The organism is Myxococcota bacterium, from assembly GCA_035498015.1.
GTDB lineage: Bacteria > Myxococcota_A > UBA9160 > SZUA-336 > SZUA-336 > VGRW01.
Map to the genome: position 1 here is coordinate 13729 of DATKAO010000055.1, position 26889 is coordinate 40617.

Genomic DNA, 26889 nt, shown 5'->3' on the forward strand with positions numbered 1-26889 from the left:
ATGAGGATCCACGGGATCCACCTTCGCGGCCTTTCGGCACCGGCGGGGGATCATCCGCTCGGCCTCGACCCCGGCTACACCGCCGTGCGTTTCCGAGACGCCGGCGCGGCGCGGCGCTTCATCGAGCTGCTGCAGGCGCTGTTGTATCCGGCCAGCGACGAGATCGCGCGGCGTGACTCGCGCGGCCGCGCGGTGCTGTCACTCGCGTTGCGCAGCGACGCCTACGTGATCGCCGCCGACTTCGCGCGCCAGCGCATCAGCCTCGGCCGACAGGACGCGAAGGACGGCGGCTACCAGGCGCTGTCGAGCGACCCGCGCGAGATCGAAGAGTACGCGCTCGCGGTGGGGCTGCCGCCGCCCGAGGACTTCCGCCGCCTGCACACCGCCGGCATGACGGCCGGCAGCGGCGACGAGCTCCTGCCCATGCGCCGCGCCAAGCCCCAGCCGGCGCCGCGCGCGGCGCCCAGAGTGACTCCCGACTCCGACGCGCTGGCGCGCGCGGCGGAGCGCGCGAGGCTGTTGGCCGAGCACGAGGAGCGCACGCTCGCGCTGGCCCAGGAGCGCGCGCGGCGCGAGACCGCTCTCGAGCACGCGCTGGCCGCGGCGCGCAGCGGCCGCGTGCGCAGCGAGGAGCGCCTGCAGCAGCTGCGCTCCGCCGACGCGGAGTATGTCCGCCTGCAACGCGAGCACGAGAGCACGCTCTCGGAGCTCGAGAAGCATGCCGCGCTGGCCGAGGTGGTCGACGACTTCGACGCGCGCCTGACTCACTTCCGCGCGCTGGCCGCGAGCCGCGACACCGAGCGCAAGGCGATCGACGAGACGCGCGCCGAGGTGCTGGCCGAGCGCGCGCGCCTGCGCGGCACGCCGCGCCGACAGCTGGTGCCGATCGGCCTGGGGCTCGCGCTCGGGGCCGCGGGCGCCGCCGCCGGCGCGGTCGGCTATCCGGTCGGCTACCTGCTCGCGGCGCTCGGGCTGGTGGCGCTGTGCGGGGCGCTGCTCATGGCGCGCGCGGCGCGTTCCCAGCTGGGCCGCACCGAGGCGCTGCTCGCGGCGCTGCGCGTGCGCGAGCGCGGCTCGGAGCGCCGCTTCGAGACCGAGGGCGCGCAGATCCGCGGCCTGTTGATCGCGCTGGGCATGGACTCGGTCGAGTCACTTGCCGCGGCCGTGACCCGCTACGGCGAGCTCGTGGGCCGCGCCGAGCGCGAGAAGCAGCGCATGGCCGAGCTCGGCGCGAAGCATCCGACCGAGGCGCGCGACGAGCTGGCCGCCCTCGAGCGCGAGCGCGGCCAGGGCGAGGCCGTGCAGGCGGTGCGCGCCGCGCGCGACGCGCTGCTCGCGCTGCCGGCCGAGATTCCGATGCCCGAGCTTCCGCCGCTGCCGGCTGCCCCGCCGAGCGCTGCCGCCGAGCCCGAAGTCCCGCACCCGCTTCCGTTCGAGGACGACCCTGGAGAAGCCACGCCGCTCGAGCCGGTCACCGTGCCGCGGCCCAGCGGACCGGGGGCGCTGGTCGAGTCGGCGGCGCGCCTGCTGGGGCGCAGCGAGGCCGAGATCCGCGCGCGCGTGGCGCCGGCGCTCACCGTGTATCTGCGCGCGCTCACGGCCGGCACGTTCACCGCGGCCCGCCGTGCCGACGACGGCAGCTGGGTGTTCCGCGGCGCCGCGCGCGACGAGCAGCCGTACCTGGCGCTGCCCGACCGCGAGCGTGCGCTGGTGTGTCTTGCGCTCCAGCTCGCGCTGCTGGAAGCACTGTCCGGCGAGCGCAGGGTGCCGCTCCTGCTCGGGCCCGAGCTGCCGATCCGCGGCGAGGTCGAGGCGCGCGCGCTGGGGCGCGCGCTGAAGCGTCTGTCGGCCGTGATCCAGGTCGTGCACGCCTCCGCGGGCGACGCGCCGTTCGCCGAGCACGCGGCGAAGTGTCTCGATCTCTGAGCCCCGGCGACTCACTGCGCCCAGAACGCGTCGCGCAGGTGCGTCAGGCGCGGCGGATCGTGCGCCGAGTCGATCGCGATCACGTCGAAGCGATAGCGCGCGGCGCGCGGCAGCTCCCCGCGCGCGAGCGCGGCGCTGGCCGCCGCCGTGAGCCGGCGGCGCTTGCGCGCGTCGACCGACTCCGCGGCGCTGCCGTAGCGGTCGCCGCGGCGCAGCCGCACCTCGACGAACACCAGCGTGGCGCCGTCGAGCGCGACCAGGTCGAGCTCGGCGTGGCGCAGGTGCAGGTTGCGCGCCACGATGCGGAAGCCCGCGCGCTCGAGATACTCCCGCGCCAGCTCCTCGCCGGCGCGTCCGGCAGCGCGCCGGTCCCGTGGCTTCATCCCGCGGCCTCTCGTGTGCGGGGTGAGGCGCGTGAGCATGGGTAGGGTGCCCATGCGATCATCGGACAGCCTGGGTAGGGTGCCCATGCGATCATGGGAAACTGAGCCGACGATAGGCGACGCGCACGGCACCGTCTACGTGGTCGCGACGCCGATCGGCAACCTCGAGGACCTCTCGCCGCGCGCGCAGCGCGTGCTGCGCGAGGTCGAGGTGATCGCCTGCGAGGACACGCGCCACACGGCGCTCTTGTGCCAGCGCTTCGAGATCGCGACCCCGCGTGTCTCGCTGCACGCGCACAACGAGGCGCGGCGCGTGCCCGAGCTGCTGGCGCGGCTGGCGCGCGGCGCCGCGATCGCGCTCGTGTCCGACGCCGGCACGCCGCTCGTCTCCGACCCCGGCGAGCGCCTGGTGCGCGCGGCGCTCGACGCGGGCGCGGCGGTCGTGCCCGTGCCGGGCCCCTCGGCGCTGCTGGCGGCGCTCGTGGCCTCGGGCTTTGCGGCGCGCCCCTTCGCGTTCGCCGGCTTCCTGCCCCGGCGCGGCGCGGAGCGCGCGCGGGAGCTCGCCGCGCTGGCGGCGTTCCCCGGAACGCTCGTGCTGTTCGAGGCGCCCAACCGCGCCGCGCAGACGCTCGCCGACCTGCGCGCGGCCCTCGGACCGCGCTGCGTGGCGCTGGCGCGCGAGCTCACCAAGCGCCACGAGACGATCACGCGCGGGGTGCTGGGCGAGGTCGCGCTCGACGACCTGCGCGGCGAGCTCGTGATCGTGGTCGAGGGCCCCGGCGAGTCACCCATGCCCGTGGCGAGTGACGAAGAGCTCGACGCCGAGATCGAGCGCCTGCGCGCCGCCGGCCAGTCCGCGAAAGACACGGCGCGCGAAGTCGCCGCGCGCTTCGGTCTGCCGCGCTCGGAGGTCTACGCCCGAGTCATCCGCCGGAAACCAGGCGGCTAGCCTCGGCCTCGTCGATCACCGCGACCTCGAGCTCGCGCGCTCTCTCGAGCTTCGAGCCCGCGTTCTCGCCGGCCAGGAGATAGTCGGTCTTCTTCGACACCGATCCGCTCACCTTGGCGCCCGCCGCCTCGAGCCGCTCCTTCCAGGTCGAGCGCGGCTCGTCGAGCGTCCCGGTGATCACGAAGGTCTTGCCCGCGAGCCGGTCGCTTCGCGCGTGCGCGCGCGACGGGCCGCTCTGGATGCGCAGCACGGCGCGCAGGCGAGTCACTTCGGCGCGGTTGGCGGGATCGTCGAGCCACTCGCGCACCGCGCGCGCGATCGTCGGCCCGATCTCGTCGACCGCCTCGATGCGCTCGACCGGCGCCTCGAGCAGAGCGTCGAGGTCGGGGAAGGCCTGGGCCAGGATGCCCGCGCCGCGCTCACCCACGTGGCGGATCCCGAGCGCGAGCAGGAAGCGCGCGAGCGTCACGTCCTTGGCCTTCTCGATCGCGGCCACCAGGTTCTGCGCCGACTTCTCGCCCATGCGCTCGTACTCGGCGAGCTCCCCGGCGCTGAGCGAGAAGAGGTCCGAAGGCCGCCGCACGCGCTTGGCCGCCAGCAGCTGGTCGATGCGCTGCTCGCCCAGCCCGTCGATGTCGAGCGCGTCGCGGCTCGCGAAGTGCCGGATCACCTCGCGCACCTGCACGGGACACTCCAGGTTCGGGCAGCGCAGCGCGACCTCGCCCTCGGCGCGCACCGCCACGGTGTGGCACACGGGGCAGTGCGTCGGCAGCCGGAAGGGCGCCGTCCCGGGCGGGCGCTTCTCGTGCACGACCTTGACGATCTTCGGTATCACGTCGCCCGCGCGCTCGACGAACACCGTGTCTCCCACGCGGATGTCGAGCCGGTCGACCTCGTCCTGGTTGTGCAGGCCCGCGTGGGTCACCGTGACTCCGCCGATCTGCACCGGCTCGAGCACCGCCACCGGAGTCAGCGCGCCCGTGCGCCCGACCGAGGTCTCGATCGCGGCCACGCGCGTGGTCTCCTGGCGCGGCGGGAACTTCACGGCGACTGCCCAGCGCGGCGTGCGGTTCAAGGTGCCCAGCCGCTCGCGCAGCGCGAGTGAGTCGACCTTCACCACCGTGCCGTCGATCTCGTAGGGCAGGGCGTCGCGCTCCTGCTGCAGGCGCGCGTGGAAGGCCTGCGCGACCTCGATCCCGCCGGCGGCGATGCGGCTGCGGTCGATGCGGAAGCCGAGCTCGACCAGGCGATCGAGCAGCTCGGAGTGAGTCGCCGTGCCGAGCTTCGTCTCGCCCTCGCCGACGCCGTAGGCGAACAGCTCGAGCGGCCGTGCGGCCGCGACCTTGGGATCGAGCTGGCGCAGCGTGCCGGCGGTGGAGTTCCGGGGGTTGGCGAACACCTCGAGCCCCTGGGCGGCGCGCTCGCGGTTGAGCTCGGCGAACTCGGCGCGGCGCATCAGCACTTCGCCGCGCACCTCGAGCACCTCGGGCGCGCCGGTCAGCTTCTTGGGCACGGTCTTCACCGTGCGCAGGTTGTGGGTCACGTCCTCGCCGCGCCGGCCGTCACCGCGCGTGGCGCCGAGCACGAACAAGCCCCGCTCGTAGCGAAGCGTCACGGCCACCCCGTCGTACTTGGGCTCGGCCGTGTAGGCCATGGGCTCGGTCCGGCCCAGGTACTTCCGGATCCTCGCGTCGAACGCGGCCAGGTCCTCGCCGGAGAACGCGTTGTCGAGCGAGAGCATGGGGACGGCGTGCTCCACGACCCGGAAGCCGGGCGCGGGGGCAGATCCAACCCGCTTGCTGGGAGAGCTCGGATCCTCCCACTCCGGGTGAGCCGCCTCGATGGCCAGAAGCTCCCGGAACATGCGGTCGTACTCGGCGTCGGCGATCTGAGGCGCGTCGAGCTCGTGGTACTGCCGCGAGTGGAAGTCGATCTCCCGGCGGAGCTGATCCAAGCGCTCCCGAAGCTTCGCATCCCGATTCGCCACGGCAGGTTTCGATCATGACAAATCCCGAAGATGGGTAGGGTGCCCACGCGAGCAATCCCGAGCATGGGTAGGGTGCCCATGCGAGCAATCCCGAGCATGGGTAGGGTGCCCATGCGAGCAAAAGGAAGGGAAGAAAAGGTTCACTCTTGGGTAAGCTGGTGCCGAAGAGGATCTCGATGGATGCGGCTCTGTCCGAAGGGGAATCGAGGGACCTCATCGAAGCTCTCGACCGGGGCGTGGTCCGGCTCGCCGAAGGCCGGATCGCGGCCGCGAACGGTGCCTTCGGCCGGCTCGCCGGCCTGCCCCCGAGCGAGCTGGTGGGGCGGGAGATCGCCGAGCTGTTCACCGACGCCGGCGACCGGCCCCTGATCGAGCTGGAGCCGGGTGACGGCTTCGGCCTGCGCGACTTGAACGGCCGGCTGCGCCCGATCTCGCTCGAGCGCTTCGGGTCCGACCTGTGGCTGGTGATCGATCGCGAGCGCGAGAGCCGGCTCGAGCGCGAAGTCTGGCGGCTGGCGACCGAGCTGCGCGCGCGCCCCGCGGCCGGCGGAGACGCCCCGCTCGGGGGCGAGCAGATCGGCATGATCGAGCACGAGATCCGCACCGCGGTGACCGCAGTCCGCGGCTACCTGCGCTGGCTCGGCAGCGAGAGCGACCGGCTGCTCGAGCCCGGGCACTGGACCTGGGTGCGCGAGGCGCGGCGCGCGATCGAGCGCGTCGGACCGCTGCTCGACAACCTGCTCGAGCTGGCGCGCAGTGGTGAGCCGCTGCCCAGCGGCCGCAAGCCGGTGCGCCTGCACGACGTGATCGAGCTGGCCCTGCGCACGGCCCGGCCGCTGCTGGCCGACCGCGGCGTGAAGGTCGAGTGCGAGCTCGGCGCAAGTCCCGACACGCTGCTCGGCGACGCCGAGCGGCTCGAGCAAGTGTTCGTGAACCTGCTCGCGAACGCCGCGGGCTTCTCGCCCGAAGGCGCACGCGTGCGCATCGCCACCGACCTGGCGGAGCTCGACGGTGGGGCGGTGCTGCAAGTGGCGGTGAGCGACGAGGGCCCGGGCTTGTCGGGCGCCGATGCGGAGCGCGTGTTCCAGCCGTTCGTGCGCGGCCCGCGCGCGCCCGGCGCGGCGTCGTCGGGCGTGGGCCTGGGGCTCGCGATCTGCGTGCGCATCCTGGCCGCGCACGGCGGCCGGATCGAGGCGGTGCCCGACCTGGGCTACGGCCTGTTCCGAGTCACTCTGCCGGGTCACCGGGGAGACGCGCGATGAGGCGAGCCGGAGCTCCGCGCACGGTGCCGCAGCGCAAGACGATCCTGGTCGTCGACGACGCCGAGGTCATCCGCACGTATCTGAAGAGCCTGCTGCCGATGAAGGGCTACGACGTCCTCCTGGCCGAGGACGGGCTCAAAGCCATGGAGCTGCTCAACGGCGGCGCGCGCCCCGACGTGGTGGTGCTCGACGTGATGATGCCCGGCATCGACGGCATCGAGACACTGCGCAAGATCAAGCAGCTCATGCCCGAGGTGCCGGTGATCATGCTGTCCGTCGTCGGAAAGGCGGGCACCGTGGTCGATGCCATGAACCTCGGCGCGGCCGACTACATCAACAAGCCCTTCGAGGAGGAAGAGCTCGAGATCGCGCTCAAGAAGGTGCTCGAGATCGAGAACCTGAAGGGCGACCGCGACGAGCTGCGCGACCGGCTGCGCGAGGTCGAGGCGCGCGAGCGCACGGGCTTCCTGTGGGCGAGCGACAAGATGTCGCGCATCAAGGAGATTCTCGAGCAGGTCTCCGACGCCGACGTCACGATCCTGATCCACGGCGAGTCCGGCGTGGGCAAGGAGGTCGTGGCGCGCACGACTCACGACCTGTCGAACCGGCGCGACGCCCGCTTCGTGAAGGTGAACTGCGCGGCGCTGCCCGAGGAGCTGCTCGAGAGCGAGCTCTTCGGCTACGAGCGCGGCGCTTTCACCGGCGCTTCGTCCCGCAAAGCCGGCAAGTTCGAGGTGGCCAGCGGCGGCACCATGTTCCTGGACGAGATCGGGGAGATGAGCCCGAAGCTCCAGGCCAAGCTCCTGCAGGTCCTGCAGGACGGCGAGTTCTCCCGGCTGGGCGGCGACACCGACGTACACGTCGACGTGCGCGTGCTCGCCGCCACCAACCGCAACCTCGAAGAGATGGTGCGAAAGGGCGGCTTCCGGGAGGACCTGTACTACCGGCTGAACGTGGTCAACGTCTGGATCCCGCCGCTGCGCGAGCGCCGCGAGGAGATCCCGGTCCTGGTCGACCACTTTCGCCAGCTGTACAGCGCCAAGTACGGCCGTCAGCTGAACGGGATCTCGGAGCGCCTGATGCGCGGATTCCTCGACTACGGCTGGCCCGGCAACGTCCGCGAGCTGGAGAACATGGTCAAACGCATCGTCGTCCTACAGAGCGAGGATGCGATCGCAGAAGAGATCTTCGGGGCGACGGCCGCGGCCGGGCGCACGGCGGCGGCTTCGTCTCCCGCCGAGGCGGCAGAGCCGGAGTCCGAGGGGGGGCCGGCTCTGTCCGGCCCCATCTCGCTGCGCGACATCGGCCGCAAGGCGGCCCGGGACGCCGAGCGCGAAGCGCTCAAGCGGGTCCTCTACCAGACCAATTGGAATCGCAAGAAGGCCGCCCGGATCCTGGAAGTGTCGTACAAGACGCTGCTCCAGAAGATCAAGGAATGCGGCCTGGGCGAGTGAGCGCCGGGCATTCTTCGCGGAAAAGTCTCTCCGGTCACCTGCACTTCCCGTAATATGTAGTGCGCTTCCCACCGCCCCCTTGCGCCGGACGCCGAGGTCAACCGAGACCTTTGGCACGCTTGTGGCATGATGTGCGCCCCAGCCGACCCCGGCACGCGTGCCGCGGTGTATCTGCGCGTCGGCAACAGGGCGCGCGCAGCGCGACGACGAGGGTGATCCAATGACCGCGAGAGACATCCGGAACGAGACCGGCGTCAGCCTGGGGGATCTGGCCGGCATCTTTCGCCGACGGATGTGGTTCTTCCTGATCCCGGCCGTCCTGGGCCTGTTGATCTCGGGCATTCTCGCCCTCAGCCTGCCGCCGGAATACGAAGGCGTCGCGACGGTCACCGTCGAGCCGCAGGTGATTCCGAAGGACCTCGCACCGTCGACGATCGAGGCCAAGACCGAGAACCGTTACGAGAACCTGAAGCTGCAGCTGCTCGCGCGCGACAGCCTCTCGTCGATCATCACCGACTTCAAGCTGTACGAGAACTCGAAGGACTCACGCGAGGACCAGGTCGAGTCTCTGCGCAAGCAGATCTCACTCGATCCGCTGCCGCCCGCGATCGTGGACCCGCGCAAGCCGGTCGAGCTGAACTCGTTCAAGATCTCGTTCCGGCACCGCAACCCGAAGACCGCGGCCGAGGTCGCGAACCGGCTGGCGCGTGACTTCATCTCCGCGAACTTGCGCGATCGCACCGCCCTCGCGGAGAGCACCACCGAGTTCTTCGAGCAGCAGCTGCAGAAGGCGCGCGCCGACCTGGCCGACATCGCGCGCCAGGTGAGTGACTACAAGGAGAACTACCAGGGCGAGCTGCCGGAGCAGCTGTCACTCAACCGCGAGAGACTCGAGCGCAACCGCATCGACCTCGCGACCACCGAGTCCAAGGCCGAGGGCGCGCGCGATCAGGTGCGCCTGCTCACCCAGCAGCTCCAGGAGTACCGCACCGCGGCCGCCAACGATCAGACCGACCCGTCGGTGCGCAAGAGCGCGCTCGAGCTCGAGCTGAACCGCATGCTGTCGGCGGGCAAGACCGAGAAGTACCCCGACGTGGTGCGCACGCGCGCCGAGATCGCGGCGCTGGAGCAGATGATCGCCGCCCGCCAGGACCAGCCGGTCACCGCGGCGCAGTCGCGCGAAGAGATCGCCATGCGCGACAAGCTGCGCGACTACGAGGTCGAGCAGAGCGTGCTCTCGGGCGAGATCGAGCGGCTGAAGGCCGACATCGCGGAGTACGAGCAGCGCATCGAGAACACCCCCCGGCGCGCCGCCGAGCTCGACCACCTCGAGGCCCAGTACAAGAACATCACCGAGGCGATCCGCACCCTGCAGCTCAAGAAGGTCGACGCGGACATCGGGCGCACCATGGAAACCACCAGCAAGGGCGAGCGCTTCCGCGTGGTGGAGTCCGCCGAGCTCCCGACCTCGCCGATCAGCCCGAACCGGCCGGTGTGGTTCATCGCGGGGACGCTCATCGGCATGCTGATCGGCCTGGGGGCGCTGGTCGTGCGCGAAATGAGCGACCAGAGCTACCACAGTGTCGTCGACCTGCAGAATTCGCTCGGCCTGCCCGTGCTCGCGGCGGTGCCGGTGCTCGACAACGGGAACGGCGGCGAACGCCGCCGGCTCCTGTGGTGGTCGCGTGTATAACTCCTTCTTCGGCTTCGATTCGGATCCGTTCCGGGTCAACCCGGATCCGCGCTTTCTGTACATGTCGGAGAGCCACGCCGAGGCGCTGGCGACGCTGATCTACGCCGTGCAGGAGCGGAAGGGCTTCATCACGCTGACCGGCGAGGTCGGCACCGGGAAGACCACGATCCTGAACGCGCTCTTGCAGAAGCTCGGCAGCACCGTGCAGACGGCCTACATCTTCAACACCTCGCTCACCGTCGAGGACCTGTTCGCCGCTCTGTTCGAGGAGCTCGAGCTCCCGCCGGTCGAGCCGTTCCGCAAGACCGCGGCGCTCTCGCGCCTGAACCAGCATTTGATCCGGCGACTCAGCGATGGCCTGCAAACGCTCCTGATCGTCGACGAGGCGCAGAACCTCTCCGACGAGATGCTCGAGGAGATCCGCATGCTGTCGAACCTCGAGACGCCGCAGTCGAAGCTCCTGCAGATCATGCTCGTGGGTCAGCCCGAGCTGGCCGAGAAGCTTTCGCGGCCGGCGCTCCGGCAGCTGCGCCAGCGCGTCGAGCTGCGCCACGCGATCCGCCCGCTGCGCGCCGAGGAGACCGCGCTCTACATCCGCGAGCGGCTGGTGGTGGCGGGTCACCCGCGCGGCGACGTGTTCGCGGGCCCCGCCGAGAAGGCCGTGCACCGCTATGCGCGCGGCATCCCGCGCGTGATCAACGTTCTCTGCGACAACGCGCTGATCGCGGCCTACGCCCGCGAGTCAGGGCACGTGAGCGCGCAGATGGTCGAGTCGTCCGCTTCCGATCTGGGGCTCTCGCTGAGCCCGCACGAGCCGCACTTCGTTCGCGAGGGCGGCAGCTCCGAGCCCAGGGCTCGGACCGGTTGGCTGCGACGCCTCTGGCGAAGAGGCGGCGCCGGCGCGCGACCGGAGCTGTAGCTCAGGAGGTTCTGGGGCATGGGAAAGATCCACGACGCTCTGCAGCGCGCCGAGTCGCTGCGCCCGCGCAGCGACGAGACGCTCGCGTCGCTGTCGGCGCCCGAGCTGACGCAGGTCCCTGCAGAGCGCGTCGGCTGGCGCGCGCGCTTCCGCCGCTCGGCGAAGCCCCGCGCGCCCGCGAAGGTCGACGCCGGCCCGTCTCCCGAGGTGCTGGTCGGCGGCACGGGAGCGCCGTTCTCCGAGGAATACCGCACGCTGCGCGCGCGCATCCAGTCACTGCGCCGCACGCGCGAGGTGCGCAGCATCGTGCTGTCGTCGGCCCGGCCCAGCGAGGGCAAGACCACGACGGCCGTGAACCTGGCGCTCTCGTTCGGCGCCGAGCGCGAGAACTCGGTGTGTCTGGTCGACGCCGACCTGCGCACGCCGCGCATCCACAAGGCCTTCCGCGCCGGCATCGTGGGCCTGGCCGAGGTGCTCGAGGGCGATGCGAAGCTCGAAGAGGCGCTGGTGCCGGTGCCGGACACGCGGCTCATGGTGCTGCCGGTGAAGGCGCTGCCCACCGCCCCGTCGGAGCTCTTGAGCTCGCGTGCGATGGTTCAGCTGGTGGCCGAGCTGCATACGCGCTTTGGCACCGTGATCTTCGACGCGCCGCCGGTGCTGGGCCTGCCCGACACGGTCACGCTGGTCGACCTGTGTGACTCCGCGCTGTTCGTGGTCGGCGCCGGCCGGGCGCCGCGCGAAGAGGTCGAGTCGGCGCTCGAGAGACTCGACGCCAGCAAGGTGATCGGCGTGGTGCTGAACCGCTGCGCCAGACACGAGCTCGGCTACATCGGCAACTACGGCTACGGGAAGTCCTGAAGGACCGGCGAGCCCAAAGGCGGACATGGCGGTCTTCGCGGCAATCCTGATCGTCCCGTGGCTGCTGGCGATCGCGCTGACGCCTGCGACGATCGCGTTCGCGCACCGCTTCGACCTGCTCGACCGGCCCACCGCGCGCAAGGCGCACAAGCAGCCGGTGGCCATGCTGGGCGGGGTCGCCCTGTATCTGTCCATGGTGCTCGGCGTCGGGGTGCTGCTCTGGATCGGGCACCCGCTGCGCGAGCTCGCGTTCGGGCCCGGGTCACTCGGCGCGCTCGCGCTGGGCTGCGGGCTGATGGTGGCGCTCGGCCTGTGGGACGACCTGTACGACATCACCGCGTTCCAGAAGGCGGCGGGGCAGATCGCGATCGCCGCGCTGACTTACTGGATGGGCTTCAAGGCCGGTGCGGTGGAGCTGCCGTTCGGCTTCGATCTGTCGGACGCGGGGCCGATCTCGTTCGTGGTCACCGTGGCCTGGATCGTGATCGTCGCCAACGCCTTCAACCTGATCGACGGCATGGACGGACTGGCGTCGGGCGTGGCGCTGGTCACCTCGCTCACCATCTTCCTGCTCGCGAACCAGTACGCCGCGACCGTGCCGGTGATCGGGACGCTCGCGCTGGCCGGCGCGCTCGCGGGCTTCCTGCGCTTCAACCTGCCGCCGGCGCGCATCTTCCTGGGTGACGCCGGGGCGCTCTCGATCGGCTATCTCACGGCCGTGCTCGCGCTCGCGTCGTACCAGAAGGCGCCCGCCGCCGTGGCGTTGATCGTACCGCTGCTCGTGCTCGGGCTGCCACTGCTCGACACCATCCTCTCGATCGTGCGCCGGGGTCTCTCGCACCTGTCCGTGCACGGCACGCGCGGCCTGGGCGTGCGCGAGCTGCTCTCCGCGGTGACTCGCGCGGACCGCGGTCACCTGCACCACCTGCTGCTGCGCAACGGCCTGTCGGTGACTCAGTCGCTGCTCGTGCTGTACGCGATCTGCACCGCGCTGGCCGCGGTCGGCTTCGAGACGCGCGCGCTCGCGAGCGACCTGCGCTTCGGCATCTTCGGAGCGCTCGTGGCGGCGGGCTACGCGGCGCTGCGCGTGCTGGAGCGCCGCGCCTCGCGCCTCGAGGCCGACGCGGCCCGGGCGGCCGAGGCCGGCGCGCCGGCCAAGCTGCCCCACGCCGAGCAGCGGGTGGCCGGGTGACCATGGCCGACGCCCTGGGCTACGCGTATCTGCCGTTCGCCGCGCTGGCGCTCGCGCTCATGTTCTGGCGCCCGGTGGTGGCGCTCGTGTTCGTGGCGGCGTTCTTCCCGCTCGACGCGGTGTCGCCGCGCCTCGGCGTTCCGGGCGTGAACACCGAGACGATCCTCCTGCTCAGCGCGCTGGCAGTCACCATCCTGCGCTTCGGCGCGCGGCTCCCGCCGCTGCGTTACTCGGCGCCGGTGATCGCGTTCATCGTGGTGATGGGCGCGGGCTTCCTGCTCTCGGTGCCCTGGGCGCGGAAGATGACCGTCATGGGTGGCGAGCCCGCCATCTGGTACACGTTCAAACACTGGAAGAGCGCGACGTTCAGCACGCTGTTCTTCTTCGCGTCGTACTGGTGGTTCTCGCGTCCGGCGGACCGCCAGCGCATGCTCGAGGCGCTGTCGTTCGGCACGCTGCTCTCGTCGGTGATTGCGCTGGTCGACTTCGTCCACCCCTTCACGTCCAACGGCGCGCTCGGCCGCGCGACGGGCCTGCAAGGTGACCCGAACGGCACCGCCTGCGCGATCGGCATGGCGATGTTCGCCTCGTTGTATCTGGTGTTCTGGGCGCCCGACGTCTCGTTCATGCGACGCGCGTTCCATCTGGGCACGTACGCGATCTCGTTCCTGGCCGTCGTGCTCACGCTCTCGCGCGGCAACTACGTCGCGCTGGTGGTCGCCCACCTGGTGTTCTTCGCGCTCTTGAACCGGGGGCTGTTGATCGCGGGCGTCGCGACCGTCGCGCTGCTCTCGACGGTCGCGTTCCCGCTCTTGCCCAGCGTGGTGCGCGAACGCATCGAGTACACCGCCAGCGGCGGCGCCGGCTACCGCGTCGCGGGCGGCGAGCGGCTCGAGGGCTCGACCGCGCAGCGGCTCGTGCTCGTGCAGACCGGGCTCGACATGTTCCGCACCTCGCCCATCTGGGGCCGCGGGCTGAACTTCTTCTTCTTCCGCACGCCCGAGTTCAGCGCGAAGTACGGCAGCCTCGAGCAGCGCGACGCACACAACCTGCTGGTCAAGATGGCCGTCGAGATGGGCATGATCGGCGTGGGCGTGCTGCTCTGGATCTGGTGGGCGGTCTACCGCTGCGGCCGCCGCTTGTGGAAGGCGAACACCGTCGACTACCGGCTCGGCGCGGTGCTGCTGGCGTCGGGCGCGCATCTCCTGGTCGCGAACTTCTCCACCAACGCCTTCATCACCACGAGTCAGATCTCGAGTTACTTCTGGATCCTCTACGGCATGTCGGCGCGCGGCGCCGTGGAATGGGTGTCCGCGGCCGAGGCCGAGCCTTCGCTGGCGGCGGCGGTTCCCAGGTGGCGCAGGTTCTCCCAGAGGGCGGCTGCCGCGGTGTCCCAGCTGTAGTGAGTGCGGACCAGCTCGGCGCCCGCAGCGCCGAGCGCCCGGCGCCGCGCCGGATCGTTGAGGAGCGACAGCGCCGCGCGCGCGGTCTCGTCCGCGCCGTCTGCCAGCAGGGCGTGAGTGCCGGGCTCGAGCTCCGCGAAGCCCTCGCAGCTGACCCGGCTCGCGACCACGGCCTTCCTCATGGCCAGCGCGGCCTGCAGCTTGTGCTTCATGCCGGCGCCGAAGCGCAGCGGACTCACGACCACCGTGGCGCGCGCGAGGTAGGGCCGCAGGTCGGGCACGAAGCCGGTCACGAGCACGCGCCGGCCGTCCTGCAGGGTGCGCAGCGCCTCGGGCGGGTCGGGCCCGACGACGATCGCGCGCGCATCGGGCCGCGCGCGCCACACCAGCGGCATGACGTCGCGCACGAAGCGCAGCGCGGCGTCGGCGTTGGCGGGCAGCGCCAGGCTGCCGAAGAACAAGAGGTCGTAGGGCGCCTCCTGCGAGTCACTGGCGGCGTCGGGCGAGAAGTAGGCCAGGTCGACGCCCTCGATCACGCGCGCGACCTCGAGCGCCGGGAGCCGCGCGCGCACGGACGCAATGTCCACCGCCGAGCTCAGCGCGGCCCCGCCCGCGCGCGTGAGGCCCATGCGCTCCAAGCGCCGCAGCGGGCGGAGCGAGAGCCGCAGCTTCGCGCGCTCCCAGCGCGACAATGTCTCGTCGGCCGAGAGGCGACTTTCGGCCCCGCGCACCGGGTCGTCGACCAGGTCCCAGAACGTCGAGCGCCACAGCGCGCGCGGCACGTACTGCAGAGTGTCTCGCTCCCAGCAGTAGAAGACGACCGGGCCGTGCGCGCGCACCAGCGCCCGCGCGCGCGCCTGCGCGGCGCGCAGGATCGCGGGGTCGCGGAAGCGCAGGTCGAAGCTCGGCCGCACGCTGAGCGCGCTCGCCAGCTCAGCCGCCACCGACGCCGCGCCGCGCCGGTAGAAGGCGCAGGTCGAGGCGAACACGTCGCGCAGGGCGGGGTGCTCGCGAAAGCGCTCCCACTCCTCGGGCGACTGACCGACCACGCCGAGCAGGTGGACCGGCGTGCGCTGCGCGAGGCGCTTCAAGAGCTGGAACGGACGCGGCGTGCCGGGCTCGGGCGGGATCGGAAACACACTGCCGACGACCGCCACGACGGCCGGATCGGGCCCGCTCCCCACTGCGCCCTACGAAGCGTTGGGCGCGCGGCCGTAGTCGTCTTCGATCCGCACGACGTCGTCGATCTCGGGGCTCGAGACCTCGCACAGCTCGCAGTCCGAGACGGCCTCGAAGCGGTGGCGCCGGCCGGGCTCGATGCGGCGGCTCGCGCCGGGCTGCAGATCAGTGACCTCGAGCGCGCCCTTGTCGTTCTCGAGCGTGAGCCGCAGCGTGCCGCGCAGCACGTAGATGGCTTCGTCCTTCTGGCGATGGAGCTGCAGCGAGAGCCGCTTGCCCGCCTTGATCGCGAGAATCTTGCCGAGATAGCGCGGGGTCTCCGCCCAGATCTCTTCGTGCCCCCAGGGCTTTTCGACACGCCGCGACATCTTCGCGCGGCGGAGCGTAGCACAGAGCTTCTGCACCCGATCTGCGCATCGCCTGCGCGCGGGGGCGCGGTGAGTAGCCCGGCTCTCCTTTTTGGAGGGGCTCTACACACTTGTGCAGCTTCGGCCCCAGTGACCGCGACCCCGCGATGGAAGCGCTCGGAGTACAATTGGCACGCTTGTCGCAAGGCCGGTCTCCGGATCCGCCTCACCGAAATCCCCCTGACCTACGACCGAGAATGAAGCCGGTACAGAGAGTCCTGATCGTCGACGACGACGCGAGCGCCAGAGAGTGGCTCGGCGCGTTCATGCGTTCGCGCGGGCTCGTGCCGGTCGCGGCGGCCTCGGGCGAGGAAGCGCTCGAGGAGCTGCGCCGCGCGACCCCGGACGTGGTGACCCTGGACCTCGTGCTGCCGGGCATGGACGGCATTGCGACGCTGCGCGCGCTGAAGGCCTCGGCGCCGCGCGTGCCCGTGATCATCCTCTCGGGCGTCGGCACCACGCAGGCCATCGTCGAGGCGCTGCGTTTCGGTGCGGCCGATTTCCTGCGCAAGCCTTTCGAAGTCGAGGAGCTCGAGATCGCGCTCGACAAGGTGCTGGCGCGCGCCGCGCTCGAGGCCGAGAGCGGGCCGCGCGTGCGCTTCTCCGACGGCGCGTTCGGCGCCGCGTCCGCGCCGCTGTTCGCGGGTCAGAGCAGCAAGATGCGCCTGGTCGACGACATGATCGACCACGTCGCGGACACCGACATCACCGTGCTGATCCGCGGCGAGAGCGGAACGGGCAAGGAGCTGGTCGCGCGCACGATCTGGACCCGCTCCAACCGCGCGCGCCGGCCGTTCGTGAAGGTGAACTGCGCGGCGCTGCCGCACGAGCTGCTCGAGAGCGAGCTGTTCGGCTACGAGAAGGGCGCCTTCACCGGCGCGCACAAGCGCAAGCTCGGCAAGTTCGAGATCGCCAACGGCGGGACGATCTTCCTCGACGAGATCTCCGAGATGCACCCGAGCCTGCAGGCGAAGCTGTTGCAAGTGCTGCAGGACGGTCAGTTCTCGCGGCTCGGCGGTCACGGCGACGTGGCGGTCGACGCGCGCGTGATCGCGGCGACCAACCGCCACCTCGAGGCGGCGGTGCGCGAGGGCAGCTTCCGCGAAGACCTCTTCTACCGGCTGAACGTGGTCACCATCCAGCTGCCGCCCTTGCGCGAGCGCCGCGACGAGGTTCCGCCGCTCACCGATCACTTCCTCGAGCGCTACGCGCGCGAGTACGGCAAGGAGGCCAAGCCGCTGCCGGACGAGGTGCGCGCCGCGTTCCTGGTCTACGACTGGCCGGGCAACATCCGCGAGCTCGAGAACCTGGTCAAGCGCATCGTCGTCTTGGGCGACGCCGCGCCCGTGCTCGCCGAGCTGCGCGCGCGCAGCGCCTCCGCGCCGCGCGCGCCCGCGCCGGCCCCGGCCTCGACCGGCGAGCTCGATCGCTATCTCGCTGGGGAGACCCCACGAGTCAGCTTGAAGCGCGTCGCGCGCGAAGCGGCGCAGGTGGCCGAGGCGCGACTCATCGCGCGGGTCCTGCAGCGCACGCGCTGGAACCGGAAGGAAGCCGCGGCGATCCTGCAGATCAGCTACAAGGCCTTGCTGTACAAGATGAGAGACGCGGGTCTCTCGGACTCCCCTAGGCCCTAGCCCGGAGACGAACGATGCCCCCCCGACCTTCTCCCGCGAAGACCCTTCTGTCTGCGCTTCTGGCGCTGGGCCTCGCGGGCTGCGGAACCACGATGCGCCAGCAGCCGACCGCGCAGCAGCTCGAAGAGGGCGCGGTCGCCGCGCAGAGCGACTACCTGATCGGCGCGATGGACGTGCTGCAGATCAGCGTGTGGAAGGAAGAAGCGCTGTCACTCGCCCAGGTCGAGGTGCGGCTCGACGGCAAGATCTCGGTGCCGCTGGTCGACGACATCCAGGCCGCCGGGCTCACCACCACGCAGCTCAAGGACGCGATCACCGAGCGCCTGAAGGAGTTCGTGACTGCGCCCCAGGTCACCGTGATCGTGCTCAAGGTCGGGTCCAAGAACGTGTTCGTGCTGGGCGAGGTGGCGCGCCAGGGCGTGATCCCCTTGCAGCCGGAGATGCGCGTGCTCGACGCGATCGCGATCTCGGGCGGCTTCAGCGCTTTCGCCGGCAAGCGCCGCGTGAAGATCATCCGCGGTCACGGGTCACAGCCCGCGGAGTTCCTGTTCGACTACGACTCGTTCGTGGACGGCGAGAACGTCGCGCAGAACATCCTGCTCCTGCCCGGAGATCAGATCATTGTTCCGGAAGAACGACCGTTCTGGCGCTAGCGCGGCCCTCGCCCTGGCCGCGCTCGCGTGTCTCGCATCGGCCGCTCGCGCGGGCGAGACGGTCGAGCTCCGCCCGCAGATCATCGTCGAGCAGGACTACGACTCGAACATCTTCTCCATCCCGAACAGCGACCCGGCCGCCAAGGGCAGCCCGGTCACGATCGTGCGGCCCTCGCTGAACCTGGAGAGCACGGGCACGCTGGGCCGCTGGTACCTCGACGGCTGGCTGTCGAGTCACACCTACTGGGACGAGAGCGATCTCGACGGCGTCGACCGCGGCATGAGCGGCGGCTTCGACCGCACGGTCCTGCCCCGGCTCTCGCTGTTCGGCGACGGCAGCTACATGCGGATCGCCCCGCACGCCGAGATCCGCGCGCCCTCCGAAGTCGGCTTCGTGACCGAGCCGGGCACGCCGACCGAGCCCGTGATCAGCCCCGGCCAGCTGATCGAAGGCGCGGTGCCCAATGCGGACCTCGCGCAGGGCCAGTTCGGCGGCCGCTATCAGCTCACGCCGCTCGACAAGCTCCAGCTCTCGGGCGGGCCGTTCTCGGTCGACTATCTCGCGCACGAGATCGGGCGCGCCGACCTGCGCGACCGCGACGGCTGGTTCACGCGGCTGGTGCTGCAGCACGACCTCTCGTATCTCGACACGATCAGCTTCGAGCTCAGCGCGAATTCCACCAACGTCGCCGACGCGGTGCTGGCCGACGTCCCGGTGCAGGACCCGTTCGACCCGCACACCGTGGGCGTGAACACGGGCCGCGACATCAGCAACCAGCAGAGCTTCTCGATCGGCTGGGACCGGACCTGGAGCGAGCTCTGGACCACGCACATCGAGATCGGCGTCCGGCGGCTCGAGAGTCTCACCAAGGGCGCGCAGCGCCAGGTGACTCGGGTCGGCCCGCCAGTGGGCGGCTCGAGCGACGCGTTCCCGTTCCACGACTTCCTGGCCACCGACTTCGACTCGGTCGGTCCCGGCGTGGTCGGCCAGATCCTGGTCCGCCGCGCGCTGCCGCGCGGCCGCGTGCAGTTCGCCTACCAGCGCGAGACGCGCACCACGAGCAGCCTGTTCAGCTCCGACGTCGACGTCGACACGGTCAGCCTGGCTTACATCCACAACCTGTCGCAGCGCGCGACCCTGTCGCTCACCGGACTCTACGAGCACTACGAGTCGGTAAACGACTCGCCGGTCGCAGTCGGGGCGCAGTACATCGCGAACTCCTTCAACCCGGTCACGGGGCCGTCGTTCTCCTGCCCCACGGGCGGGAGGCTCACGCTCTTCGGCTCGGGCGCGAACAAGGCGGGACAGTGCCAGTTCAACGCGCGCTCCACGCTGCAGAGCGACGCCTACTACGCCGAGGCGCGGCTCGACTGGCAGCTGCGCAAGCGCTTGGCCACCTTCGTGACCCTCCGCTTCACGGACCGGACGGGGGATGTCCAGCTCTTCGGGCCGCCATACAACAAGTTCACCGTCGGCGTCGGGTTCTCCTGGGACTACGCGTTCGGCCACTAGCCGCGCGCGCGTGCTGGTCACCGGCGGCGCGGGCGCGATCGGCTCGGTGCTGGTCGATGCGCTGCTCGCGCGCGGGGACGAGGTCGCCGTCCTCGACTCCTTCCACGACTTCTATCCGCGCGCCCGCAAAGAGCTGAATCTCGCGCGCGCCCGCGCGCAGCCTGGCTTCGCGGGCGTGTTCGAGCTCGACGTGCGCGACGTGGACGGGGTCGCGAAGACGGTCGAGCGCTTCGCGCCGCGCGCGATCGTGCACCTGGCGGCGCGCGCGGGCGTGCGGCCCAGCCTGGCGGACCCGGTCACCTACGCCGACGTGAACCTGCTCGGCACCTCGGTGGTGCTGAACGCGGCCGCGCGCCAGGGCGTCGAACGCTTCGTGTTCGCGTCGTCGTCGAGCGTCTACGGAGAACGGCCGCGCGGCGAGTTCACCGAGGACCTCGCGGCCGACCGGCCGCTGTCGCCCTACGGCGCGACCAAGCGCGGCGGCGAGCTGTTGTGTCACGCGGCGCACGCCGCGAGCGGGCTGGCGGTGACTTGTCTGCGCTTCTTCAACGCCTACGGCCCGCGCATGCGCCCCGACCTGGCCCTACACAAATTTGCGACGCTCATGCTCGAGGGCCGGCCGATCCCGGTGTTCGGCGACGGCTCGATCGAGCGCGATTTCACGTTCGTGGCCGACACCGTGGACGGCATCGTGCGTGCGCTCGACCGCGCCGCGGGCTTCCACGTCTACAACCTGGGCCGCGGCAAGCCCGTGACCGTGAACGACATCATCGCGACGCTCGAGCGCGTGATCGGCCGGCGCGCCGAGCGCGAGAGCCTGCCGGCCGCGCCGGGCGACCTGCCGCGCACCTGGGCCTCCACGGCGCTGGCCGCCGCCGAGCTGGGCTACGCGCCGCGCGTGGAGCTCGAGGAGGGCGTGGCGCGCACCGTGGCCTGGCTGCGCGACGAAGGCGAGTGTGTCACTGGGTGACTCGATGAAGGCCGGCAGGTCCGGGGTCGGGATCGAGCCGCTGCGCGGGCTGGTGGCGCTCTTGTACATGGGCGGCGTGCTCTCGCTCTCGGCGCTGCCCGGGCGGACGGTCGCGCGCTGGGGGCTGTCGGTGCACCAGCTCGACCTGCTGCACATCCCGCTGTTCGCCGGCCTGGCAATGGTTACCCTATGGGCGATCGTTGCCCCGCGCGTGCCGCGTGCGCTGTGTGTGCTTTTGGCAGTGACTCTGTTCGCGGCGGGCGACGAGATTCTGCAGCTCTGGGTCCCGGGACGCGTGGCGTCGTACGCGGATTTCGCGCGCGACGCGCTCGGGGCGGTGATCGGCGTGGCGCTCTCGGAGGGCATGCGGCCGGTCGCCATCGCGCTGAGGGAGTGGGGAAGATGAACATCGCGGTGATCGGTACGGGCTACGTCGGTCTGGTGACCGGCGCGTGTTTCGCAGAGTTCGGCATCCACGTGACCTGCGTGGACAAGGACGCGGAGAAGGTCGCGCGCCTCGAGGCGGGCGAGATCCCGATCTTCGAGCCGGGGCTCGAGGAGATCGTGCGCCGCAACATGCAGGCGGGACTGCTGCAGTTCACGACCGACGCCGAGCGCGCGGTGCAGCACTCACTCGTGATCTTCATCGCGGTGCCCACGCCGCCCAGCGCGGACGGCAGCACCGATCTGTCGTACGTGGACGAGGTCGCGCGCACGATCGGCGGCCACCTCGACGGCTACAAGGTCGTGGTCACCAAGAGCACCGTGCCGGTGAAGACCGCGGAGCGCGTGCGGCGCATCATCAGTGAGTCGGCCGCCGCCGCGGGCCGCGAGGGCGTGCTGTGCTCGGTCGCGTCGAACCCCGAGTTCCTGCGCGAGGGCAGCGCGGTCGAGGACTTCATGCGCCCCGACCGCGTGGTGATCGGTGCCGAGGACCCGCAGGCGATCGCGATCCTGAAGGACCTGTACAAGCCGCTGAACCTGATCGAGGTCCCGTTCGTGATCACGAACGTCGCGACCGCGGAGCTGATCAAGTACGCGAGCAACGCGTTTCTCGCCACCAAGATCAGCTTCATCAACGAGGTGTCCGCGCTGTGCGAGGCGGTGGGCGCCGACGTGCACGACGTGTCTCGCGCGATGGGCCTCGACGGGCGCATCGGCCGCAAGTTCCTGCACCCCGGGCCGGGCTACGGCGGCTCGTGCTTCCCGAAGGACACGCTGTCGCTGGTGCAGTTCAGCCGCGAGTTCGGCGTCGAGCAGCGCATCGTCTCGGCCACGGTCGCCGCCAACCAGGCGCAGCGCGAGCGCATGCTCGACAAGGTCGAGCGCATGGTCGGCGGGGTGGCGGGCAAGACGCTGGGCGTGCTCGGTCTCTCGTTCAAGCCCAACACCGACGACGTGCGCGACTCACCTTCCATCTGGGTGAGTCAGCAGCTCTTGTGGCGCGGGGCGCACCTGCGCTGCTTCGACCCGCAGGCCATGGAGAACGCCGCGCGCGAGCTCGAGGGCGCGGTGTTCTGCGAGGACCCCTACGACACCGCGAAGGGCTGCGACGCGCTGTTGTTCCTCACCGAGTGGAACCAGTTCCGCAAGCTCGATCTGGGGCTCTTGAAGGAGCGCCTGCGCCAGCCCGTGGTCGTGGACATGCGCAACATCTGCGAGCCCGCCGAGATGCGGCGCCTGGGCTTCCGTTACACCGGGGTCGGCCGATAGCGGCGCGGGCGCAGGTGCTGCCCGTCGTGCTGGCGGGCGGCGCGGGCACGCGCTTCTGGCCTGCCAGCCGGCGCGCGGTGCCGAAGCCGTTCGTGCCGCTGGTGGGCCGCCGTACACTGATCGGTGACACCCTGCAGCGCCTGCGGCTGCTCGCGCCCGCGGCGCGCACCCTGGTCGTGTCGGCCGAGGCGCTGGCCGGCGCCACGCGCGCGGCGCTGCGCGGGCACCCGGGCACGCGGCTCTTGCTCGAGCCGGTCGCGCGCAACACTGCGGCCGCGATCGCCTGGGCCGCGGCCGAGGCGCTGGGTCGCGGCGCTTCGGGAGTCATCGGAGTGTTTCCCGCCGATCACCACATTCCCGACGCGCGCGCCTTCGCGGCGGCGGTGCGCACGTGCGCGCGGGCGGCCGCCGACGGCGAGAAACTCGTGCTGCTGGGCATCGAGCCGTCCTGGCCCGACACCGCCTACGGCTACCTGCGCCTGGGCAAGGGCGCGCGCGGCGGCGTGGTGCCGGTGGCGCGCTTCGTCGAGAAGCCCGACGCCGCGCGCGCGCGGCGCTTCGTCGCCGACGGCGGCTACCTGTGGAACGCGGGCATGGTTCTGGCGCGGCCCGAGCGGATCCTGGCCGAGACGCGCGCGCTCGCGCCCGAGGTCTGGGACGCCCTGGGCCCGACGCTGGAGCGCATCGCCAAGGGCGGCCGCCCGCCGCGCGCCGCGCTCGCGCGCGCCTATCGCGCGGTCCGCCCGCTCTCGTTCGACTACGCGGTCCTGGAGCGCAGCCGGCGCGTGTTCGCCTTGCGCGGGCGTTTCGCCTGGAGTGACCTCGGCAGCTGGGACGCGCTGGGTGCGCACCTGCCCGCGCTCGGCGAGAATCGGGTGCATGCGGGCACGCCACCGGTCCTGCTCGATGCGCAACACAATGTCGTGTGGACCTCGACCGATAAGACTGTCGCGCTCCTCGGCGTGAAGGATCTGCTTGTGATCCAGACCACCGATGCACTTCTGGTCTGTGCTAACCATCGGGCGCAAGACGTGCGAAAGATCGTGGACGAGCTGGCTCGCCGCGGCCGTGAGGATCTCCTGTGAGCGCCCGAGACCTCGCCGACGCAACACCCGGGGGATCAGGGATGAAAGACCGCAACGAAGCTCTGCGCGCGATTCCGTTGTTCCGGGATCTCGGTGAGAAGGATCTCGCCGACATCGCGGGCCTGCTGATCGACCGCAAGTTCCCGCGCGATGCCGTCATCTACGAGGACGGCTCGATCGGCGACTACATGTACATCATCCAGGAAGGGCAGGTGAAGGTCACCAAGATGTCCGAGGACGGGCGCGAGAAGATCCTCGAGATCCTCGGCCCGGGTGACTTCCACGGCGAGATGGCGCTGCTCGACCGCGCGCCGCGCTCGGCCTCCGTGAAGACCACGACGCCCTGCGTGCTGCTGGCGCTGTCGCGCCAGGACTTCCTGGGCCTGCTCAAGCAGAACCACGAAGTGACTCTCGAGCTGATCCGTGTGCTCGCGCGCCGCCTGCGCGAGACCGACGAGCAGATCAAGGGGCTCCTGTTCGAGCGCGTCGAGGGCCGCACCCGGCGCCTGCTCGCCCGCCTGGCCAAGGAGCCGGTGCCCGAACGCCAGGACCGCATGGCGACGTCACCCATCACGCACCAGCAACTTGCCGACCTCGTGGGCACCAGCCGCGAGACCATCACCCGCGTGGTGAAGGAGCTGAAGGACGAGGGCTGGCTGGAGCAGGAAGGCAAGCGCTACCTGGTCCCGGCGGCCGACGCGAATTCCGAATAGCCCAACCCGGGTTAGACTACCGGGCGAAAACGCACCGGTTCTCCGCCCCGTCTCACCCGAGGGAGGGTCTCCCAGCATGCGCGCCGCCCTGGTCTGCTCCATCGTCCTCCTCTTGGCTTTTGCCGGCGGCTGCAAGTCCCGCGAAGCGCGCATCCTGCAGCAGCGCCAGACGGCCAAGGAGTACTACGACAAGAAGGAGTGGAGCGAGGCCAAGATCGCGCTGCTCAACCTCCTGAAGCTCGCCCCGAACGACGGCGAGGCGCACTACCAGATGGCCGAGACACTCTGGAACCTCCAGGAGTACGGCGAGTCGCTCTGGCAGTACAAGGAGGCCTCGCGGCTCCAGCCCGAGAACGAGAGCTGGAAGCTCAAGCTCGCGCAGATCCTGTTCGTCGCGCGCGACTACGACGCCTCGCTCGAGAACACGACTCAGCTGCTCGAGAAGGACCCGAAGAACATCGACGCGCTGCTCCTGCGCGGCGGGCTGAAGTCGGTGAAGGGCGACGTGGACGGCCTGCTCGAAGACGTCGACGCCGCGCTCGCGATCAACCCGCAGCACGAAGCCGCGCTCGCGTTGAAGGCCCAGGCGCTCGGCCGCAAGGGCGACGTCGCGGGCGCCGAGGACGCGCTGCGCAAGCTGGTCGAGGCCAAGGGCTCGGCTGCGAATCACGCCAGCCTCGCGCGCTTCCTTGCCATCACGGGCAAGAACGACGAAGCGCTGAAGGAGCTGCAGACCGCGGTCCAGGTCGCGGAGACACCCGAAGAGCGCACCGCCGTCCGCCTGTTCCTCACCAACTTCTACGTGAACCAGGGCAAGAACGACGAGGCCGAGAAGGTGCTGCTGCAGGCGCGCGACGACTCGCCCACCGACTCGAACGTGCTGCTCACGCTCGCGCGCTTCTACTATTCGGCCGGCAAGGCGGACAAGGCCGAGGAGATGCTCGAAGAGGGCGTGAAGGCCAAGCCCAAAGAGGTCGACCCGCTGCTCGTGCTCGCCGACTACCACCGCCGCACGGGCGCGATGGACAAGGCGCTCGCCGACGTCGACCGCGCGATCGCGCTCGACCCGTCGAACGAGGCCGCGAAGCTGCGGAAGGCCGAGCTGATGGTCGACCAGAAGGGCGAGCTGGCCACGCCGACGACCGAGTCCTGGAAGATCGTGAACGACGTGCTGGCCAAGAACCCCAAGAGCGTGCTCGGCCTGTTCACGCAGGGGAAGTTCTATCTGCTCGACAAGAAATACGCCGAGGCGGCGACCAGCCTGCGGCGCGTGATCGACGAGCAGCCCAACGCCTCGGCGCACGTGCTGCTCGGCACCGCCTATCTCGCGCAGCATCAGAACGAGCTCGCGCGCAGCGAGTTCCAGCAGGCGCTGCAGCTCGACGCCCAGAGCCTGCCTGCGCGCAGCCAGCTGGCTGCGCTTTATCTCGACACGAACGAGAACGAGAGTGCCGCGCGCGAGGCCAAGGCCGCGCTCGAGCAGAACCCCGGTGACCTGCGCGTGGCGCTGATCTACGTCGAGTCACTCGTGCGGCTGAAGCGCAACTTCGAGGCGCGCGAGGCGCTGCACAAGATCCAGCTCAAGGACGACGCGCCCGCCGACGTGCGGCTGAAGGTCGCGCAGCTCTACCGGCGCACCGGCGAGCGGAAGGTCGCGGCGCCGATCCTCGAGAAGATCCTCGAGCAGGACCCGAACAACTCCGCGGCGATGGCCGAGCTGGCCCAGGCCGACATCGACGATCGCCAGCCCGAAGAGGCCATGAAGAAGGTCGACGGCTGGATCGAGAAGCAGCCCGACAACCCGGCGCTCTACGAGATGCGCGCCAAGATCCGTCTGGGCAGCTCGGAGCAGAAGCCCGACACCTTCGAGCTGGCCGAAGCCGACCTGAAGAAGGCGATCGAGAAGGACCCCAAGCGCGTCGAGACCATGATGACGCTGGGCAAGCTGTACCGCGAAGCCTGGAAGAAGGAAGGCGGCGAGAAGCGGCTCGACCAGGCGATCCAGACCTTCGACCAGGCCCACGCGCTGCAGAAGGACAACCCGGCCATCTCGCTCGAGCTCGCGCAGCTGTGTGAGTCGGCGGGCCGGACCCAGCAGGCGAAGGACTACTACGAGGACGTCCTGCGCGTCGACCAGGACCAGCCCGCGGCCAAGAACAATCTCGCGTGGCTCCTCGCCAACAGCGAGAACCCGAGCCCGACCGAGCTCGACCGCGCGCTCCAGCTGGCGCAGGACGCGAAGAACGCGCTGCCCAACAACCCGAGCGTCGCCGACACGCTGGGCTGGATCATGTACAAGAAGGGCATTCCCGCCGCGGCGATCGCGCTCTTCCGCGAGGCGATCGACAAGTACCCGGAAGGTCACCCGCTGCGCGGCACCGTGCGCTACCACCTGGCCAAGGCCTATGACCGCAATGGCGAGAGAGACCGCGCTGTCTCAGAGCTGAAGCGCGCGCTCGACGAGGTCTCGAACTTCAGCGAGCGCGCCGACGCCGAGAAGTTCCTGAAAGAGCTGCAGACGGGCTGAGCGTCCTCGAGGGACGTGTCTTCCCCTGTAAAGCGGCGCTCGGCCGTTGCCGATGCGCGGCGCAGAAGGGGGAACCCATGTCCTCGCTGCGCCCCGTCATTCTCGCCGTCGGACTGCTCGTCCTGCCTGCGCTCTCGTCTGCGCAGGAGCAGGGAGAGGGTGTGACTCCGGACGGCCGGAAGGGACAGATCTACAAGGTCCAGAAGGGAGACACTCTCTGGGCAATCTCCGAGAAGTATCTCGGTACGCCGTGGATCTGGCCGTCGGTGTGGAAGGAGAACGAGCCGAAGCTCGTGAATCCGCACCTGATCTATCCCGGTGACTTGATCTGGATCTCGTCCGGCTCGATGCGCAAGCTGACTCCCGAAGAGGCGGCGCGACTCGCGGCCGCGGGCGGACAGACTCCGCCCGAGACGCCCGCTGCACCGGAGGCTGCGCAGGCGCCGGAGCCCCGACAGGTGCCGCAGCA

22 protein-coding genes and 1 pseudogene are annotated in these 26889 nt (G+C 70.6%); 19 read left to right on the forward strand and 4 right to left on the reverse strand.

Annotated features, from left to right (window positions below):
• Positions 1 to 1926, forward strand: coding sequence for a hypothetical protein (locus tag VMR86_04680; GenBank protein HTO06333.1), 1926 nt, complete (start codon positions 1 to 3; stop codon positions 1924 to 1926).
• A gap of 11 nt (positions 1927 to 1937) precedes the next feature.
• Here the strand turns inward: VMR86_04680 and VMR86_04685 are convergent, their stop codons facing one another.
• Positions 1938 to 2309, reverse strand: coding sequence for a YraN family protein (locus VMR86_04685; protein HTO06334.1), 372 nt, complete (start codon positions 2307 to 2309; stop codon positions 1938 to 1940).
• A gap of 85 nt (positions 2310 to 2394) precedes the next feature.
• On the opposite strand from VMR86_04685, the gene rsmI reads away from it, so the two are divergent.
• A complete protein-coding gene (gene rsmI / locus VMR86_04690; protein HTO06335.1) occupies positions 2395 to 3258 on the forward strand; it encodes a 16S rRNA (cytidine(1402)-2'-O)-methyltransferase in 864 nt (287 codons plus the stop codon).
• On the opposite strand, the gene ligA is transcribed toward rsmI, so the two are convergent.
• The gene (gene ligA, locus VMR86_04695; protein ID HTO06336.1) at positions 3233 to 5212 is read right to left on the reverse strand and encodes an NAD-dependent DNA ligase LigA; all 1980 of its coding nucleotides are present in this window, start codon (positions 5210 to 5212) and stop codon (positions 3233 to 3235) included. The two genes, rsmI and ligA, sit on opposite strands and share 26 nt — an antisense overlap.
• 269 nt (positions 5213 to 5481) lie before the next feature.
• On the opposite strand from ligA, the gene VMR86_04700 reads away from it, so the two are divergent.
• The 7 genes from VMR86_04700 to VMR86_04730 all read left to right on the forward strand — a co-directional run bounded on the left by VMR86_04700 (position 5482) and on the right by VMR86_04730 (position 14026).
• Positions 5482 to 6507, forward strand: coding sequence for a PAS domain-containing sensor histidine kinase (locus tag VMR86_04700; GenBank protein HTO06337.1), 1026 nt, complete (start codon positions 5482 to 5484; stop codon positions 6505 to 6507).
• Positions 6504 to 7961, forward strand: a complete 1458-nt coding sequence (locus tag VMR86_04705) for a sigma-54 dependent transcriptional regulator (GenBank protein ID HTO06338.1) — start codon at positions 6504 to 6506, stop codon at positions 7959 to 7961. Before VMR86_04700 ends, VMR86_04705 begins: the two co-directional genes overlap by 4 nt.
• Positions 7962 to 8181: 220 nt before the next feature.
• On the forward strand, positions 8182 to 9654 hold the full coding sequence (locus VMR86_04710) for a Wzz/FepE/Etk N-terminal domain-containing protein (protein HTO06339.1): 1473 nt from the start codon (positions 8182 to 8184) through the stop codon (positions 9652 to 9654).
• A complete protein-coding gene (locus VMR86_04715) occupies positions 9647 to 10573 on the forward strand; it encodes an AAA family ATPase (GenBank protein ID HTO06340.1) in 927 nt (308 codons plus the stop codon). The genes VMR86_04710 and VMR86_04715 overlap by 8 nt, the downstream gene beginning before the upstream one ends.
• 18 nt (positions 10574 to 10591) lie before the next feature.
• Positions 10592 to 11431 carry a CpsD/CapB family tyrosine-protein kinase gene (locus tag VMR86_04720; GenBank protein ID HTO06341.1) on the forward strand — a complete coding sequence of 280 codons (840 nt, stop codon included), beginning with the start codon at positions 10592 to 10594 and terminating at the stop codon, positions 11429 to 11431.
• A gap of 25 nt (positions 11432 to 11456) precedes the next feature.
• Positions 11457 to 12623 carry an MraY family glycosyltransferase gene (locus VMR86_04725; protein ID HTO06342.1) on the forward strand — a complete coding sequence of 389 codons (1167 nt, stop codon included), beginning with the start codon at positions 11457 to 11459 and terminating at the stop codon, positions 12621 to 12623.
• Between the two features lie 2 nt (positions 12624 to 12625).
• Positions 12626 to 14026, forward strand: a complete 1401-nt coding sequence (locus VMR86_04730) for an O-antigen ligase family protein (GenBank protein HTO06343.1) — start codon at positions 12626 to 12628, stop codon at positions 14024 to 14026.
• 26 nt (positions 14027 to 14052) lie between these two features.
• On the opposite strand, the pseudogene VMR86_04735 reads toward VMR86_04730, so the two are convergent.
• Together VMR86_04735 and VMR86_04740 are read right to left on the reverse strand one after the other, a co-directional pair.
• Positions 14053 to 14655, reverse strand: a pseudogene (locus VMR86_04735) (glycosyltransferase family 4 protein).
• A 561-nt stretch (positions 14656 to 15216) separates the two neighbouring features.
• Positions 15217 to 15573, reverse strand: a complete 357-nt coding sequence (locus tag VMR86_04740; GenBank protein HTO06344.1) for a cupin domain-containing protein — start codon at positions 15571 to 15573, stop codon at positions 15217 to 15219.
• A gap of 236 nt (positions 15574 to 15809) precedes the next feature.
• On the opposite strand from VMR86_04740, the gene VMR86_04745 reads away from it, so the two are divergent.
• From VMR86_04745 to VMR86_04790, 10 genes are all read left to right on the forward strand, one after another.
• Positions 15810 to 17246 carry a sigma-54 dependent transcriptional regulator gene (locus tag VMR86_04745; GenBank protein HTO06345.1) on the forward strand — a complete coding sequence of 479 codons (1437 nt, stop codon included), beginning with the start codon at positions 15810 to 15812 and terminating at the stop codon, positions 17244 to 17246.
• Positions 17247 to 17260: 14 nt separating this feature from the next.
• Complete coding sequence (locus tag VMR86_04750; protein HTO06346.1) at positions 17261 to 17899, forward strand: polysaccharide biosynthesis/export family protein; 639 nt, start codon at positions 17261 to 17263, stop codon at positions 17897 to 17899.
• Complete coding sequence (locus VMR86_04755; GenBank protein ID HTO06347.1) at positions 17868 to 19412, forward strand: hypothetical protein; 1545 nt, start codon at positions 17868 to 17870, stop codon at positions 19410 to 19412. Before VMR86_04750 ends, VMR86_04755 begins: the two co-directional genes overlap by 32 nt.
• Before the next feature lie 10 nt (positions 19413 to 19422).
• Positions 19423 to 20382, forward strand: coding sequence for an NAD-dependent epimerase/dehydratase family protein (locus VMR86_04760; GenBank protein ID HTO06348.1), 960 nt, complete (start codon positions 19423 to 19425; stop codon positions 20380 to 20382).
• A gap of 4 nt (positions 20383 to 20386) precedes the next feature.
• Positions 20387 to 20788, forward strand: a complete 402-nt coding sequence (locus tag VMR86_04765) for a VanZ family protein (GenBank protein HTO06349.1) — start codon at positions 20387 to 20389, stop codon at positions 20786 to 20788.
• A complete protein-coding gene (locus VMR86_04770) occupies positions 20785 to 22095 on the forward strand; it encodes a UDP-glucose/GDP-mannose dehydrogenase family protein (protein ID HTO06350.1) in 1311 nt (436 codons plus the stop codon). The genes VMR86_04765 and VMR86_04770 overlap by 4 nt, the downstream gene beginning before the upstream one ends.
• 14 nt (positions 22096 to 22109) lie before the next feature.
• Positions 22110 to 23180: a mannose-1-phosphate guanylyltransferase gene (locus tag VMR86_04775; protein HTO06351.1), complete on the forward strand. Its 1071-nt coding sequence runs from the start codon at positions 22110 to 22112 to the stop codon at positions 23178 to 23180.
• Between the two features lie 41 nt (positions 23181 to 23221).
• Positions 23222 to 23893 (forward strand): Crp/Fnr family transcriptional regulator, encoded by a 672-nt coding sequence (locus tag VMR86_04780; GenBank protein HTO06352.1) that lies wholly within the window; start codon positions 23222 to 23224, stop codon positions 23891 to 23893.
• A 76-nt stretch (positions 23894 to 23969) separates the two neighbouring features.
• Entirely contained in the window at positions 23970 to 26420 is a 2451-nt protein-coding gene (locus VMR86_04785) for a tetratricopeptide repeat protein (protein HTO06353.1), read from the forward strand.
• 77 nt (positions 26421 to 26497) lie between these two features.
• The coding region (locus tag VMR86_04790) for a LysM peptidoglycan-binding domain-containing protein (GenBank protein HTO06354.1) at positions 26498 to 26889 on the forward strand (392 nt) is incomplete at its 3' end.

Coding starts and splice junctions, on each gene's coding strand:
- VMR86_04725 (HTO06342.1), top strand. CDS start 11,457: ATGGCGGTCTTCGCGGCAATCCTGATCGTCCCGTGGCTGCTGGCGATC.
- rsmI (HTO06335.1), top strand. CDS start 2,395: ATGCGATCATGGGAAACTGAGCCGACGATAGGCGACGCGCACGGCACC.
- VMR86_04705 (HTO06338.1), top strand. CDS start 6,504: ATGAGGCGAGCCGGAGCTCCGCGCACGGTGCCGCAGCGCAAGACGATC.
- VMR86_04680 (HTO06333.1), top strand. CDS start 1: ATGAGGATCCACGGGATCCACCTTCGCGGCCTTTCGGCACCGGCGGGG.
- VMR86_04740 (HTO06344.1), bottom strand. CDS start 15,573: ATGTCGCGGCGTGTCGAAAAGCCCTGGGGGCACGAAGAGATCTGGGCG.
- VMR86_04750 (HTO06346.1), top strand. CDS start 17,261: ATGCCCCCCCGACCTTCTCCCGCGAAGACCCTTCTGTCTGCGCTTCTG.
- VMR86_04710 (HTO06339.1), top strand. CDS start 8,182: ATGACCGCGAGAGACATCCGGAACGAGACCGGCGTCAGCCTGGGGGAT.
- VMR86_04745 (HTO06345.1), top strand. CDS start 15,810: ATGAAGCCGGTACAGAGAGTCCTGATCGTCGACGACGACGCGAGCGCC.
- VMR86_04720 (HTO06341.1), top strand. CDS start 10,592: ATGGGAAAGATCCACGACGCTCTGCAGCGCGCCGAGTCGCTGCGCCCG.
- VMR86_04685 (HTO06334.1), bottom strand. CDS start 2,309: ATGAAGCCACGGGACCGGCGCGCTGCCGGACGCGCCGGCGAGGAGCTG.
- VMR86_04730 (HTO06343.1), top strand. CDS start 12,626: ATGGCCGACGCCCTGGGCTACGCGTATCTGCCGTTCGCCGCGCTGGCG.
- VMR86_04765 (HTO06349.1), top strand. CDS start 20,387: ATGAAGGCCGGCAGGTCCGGGGTCGGGATCGAGCCGCTGCGCGGGCTG.
- VMR86_04780 (HTO06352.1), top strand. CDS start 23,222: ATGAAAGACCGCAACGAAGCTCTGCGCGCGATTCCGTTGTTCCGGGAT.
- VMR86_04785 (HTO06353.1), top strand. CDS start 23,970: ATGCGCGCCGCCCTGGTCTGCTCCATCGTCCTCCTCTTGGCTTTTGCC.
- VMR86_04770 (HTO06350.1), top strand. CDS start 20,785: ATGAACATCGCGGTGATCGGTACGGGCTACGTCGGTCTGGTGACCGGC.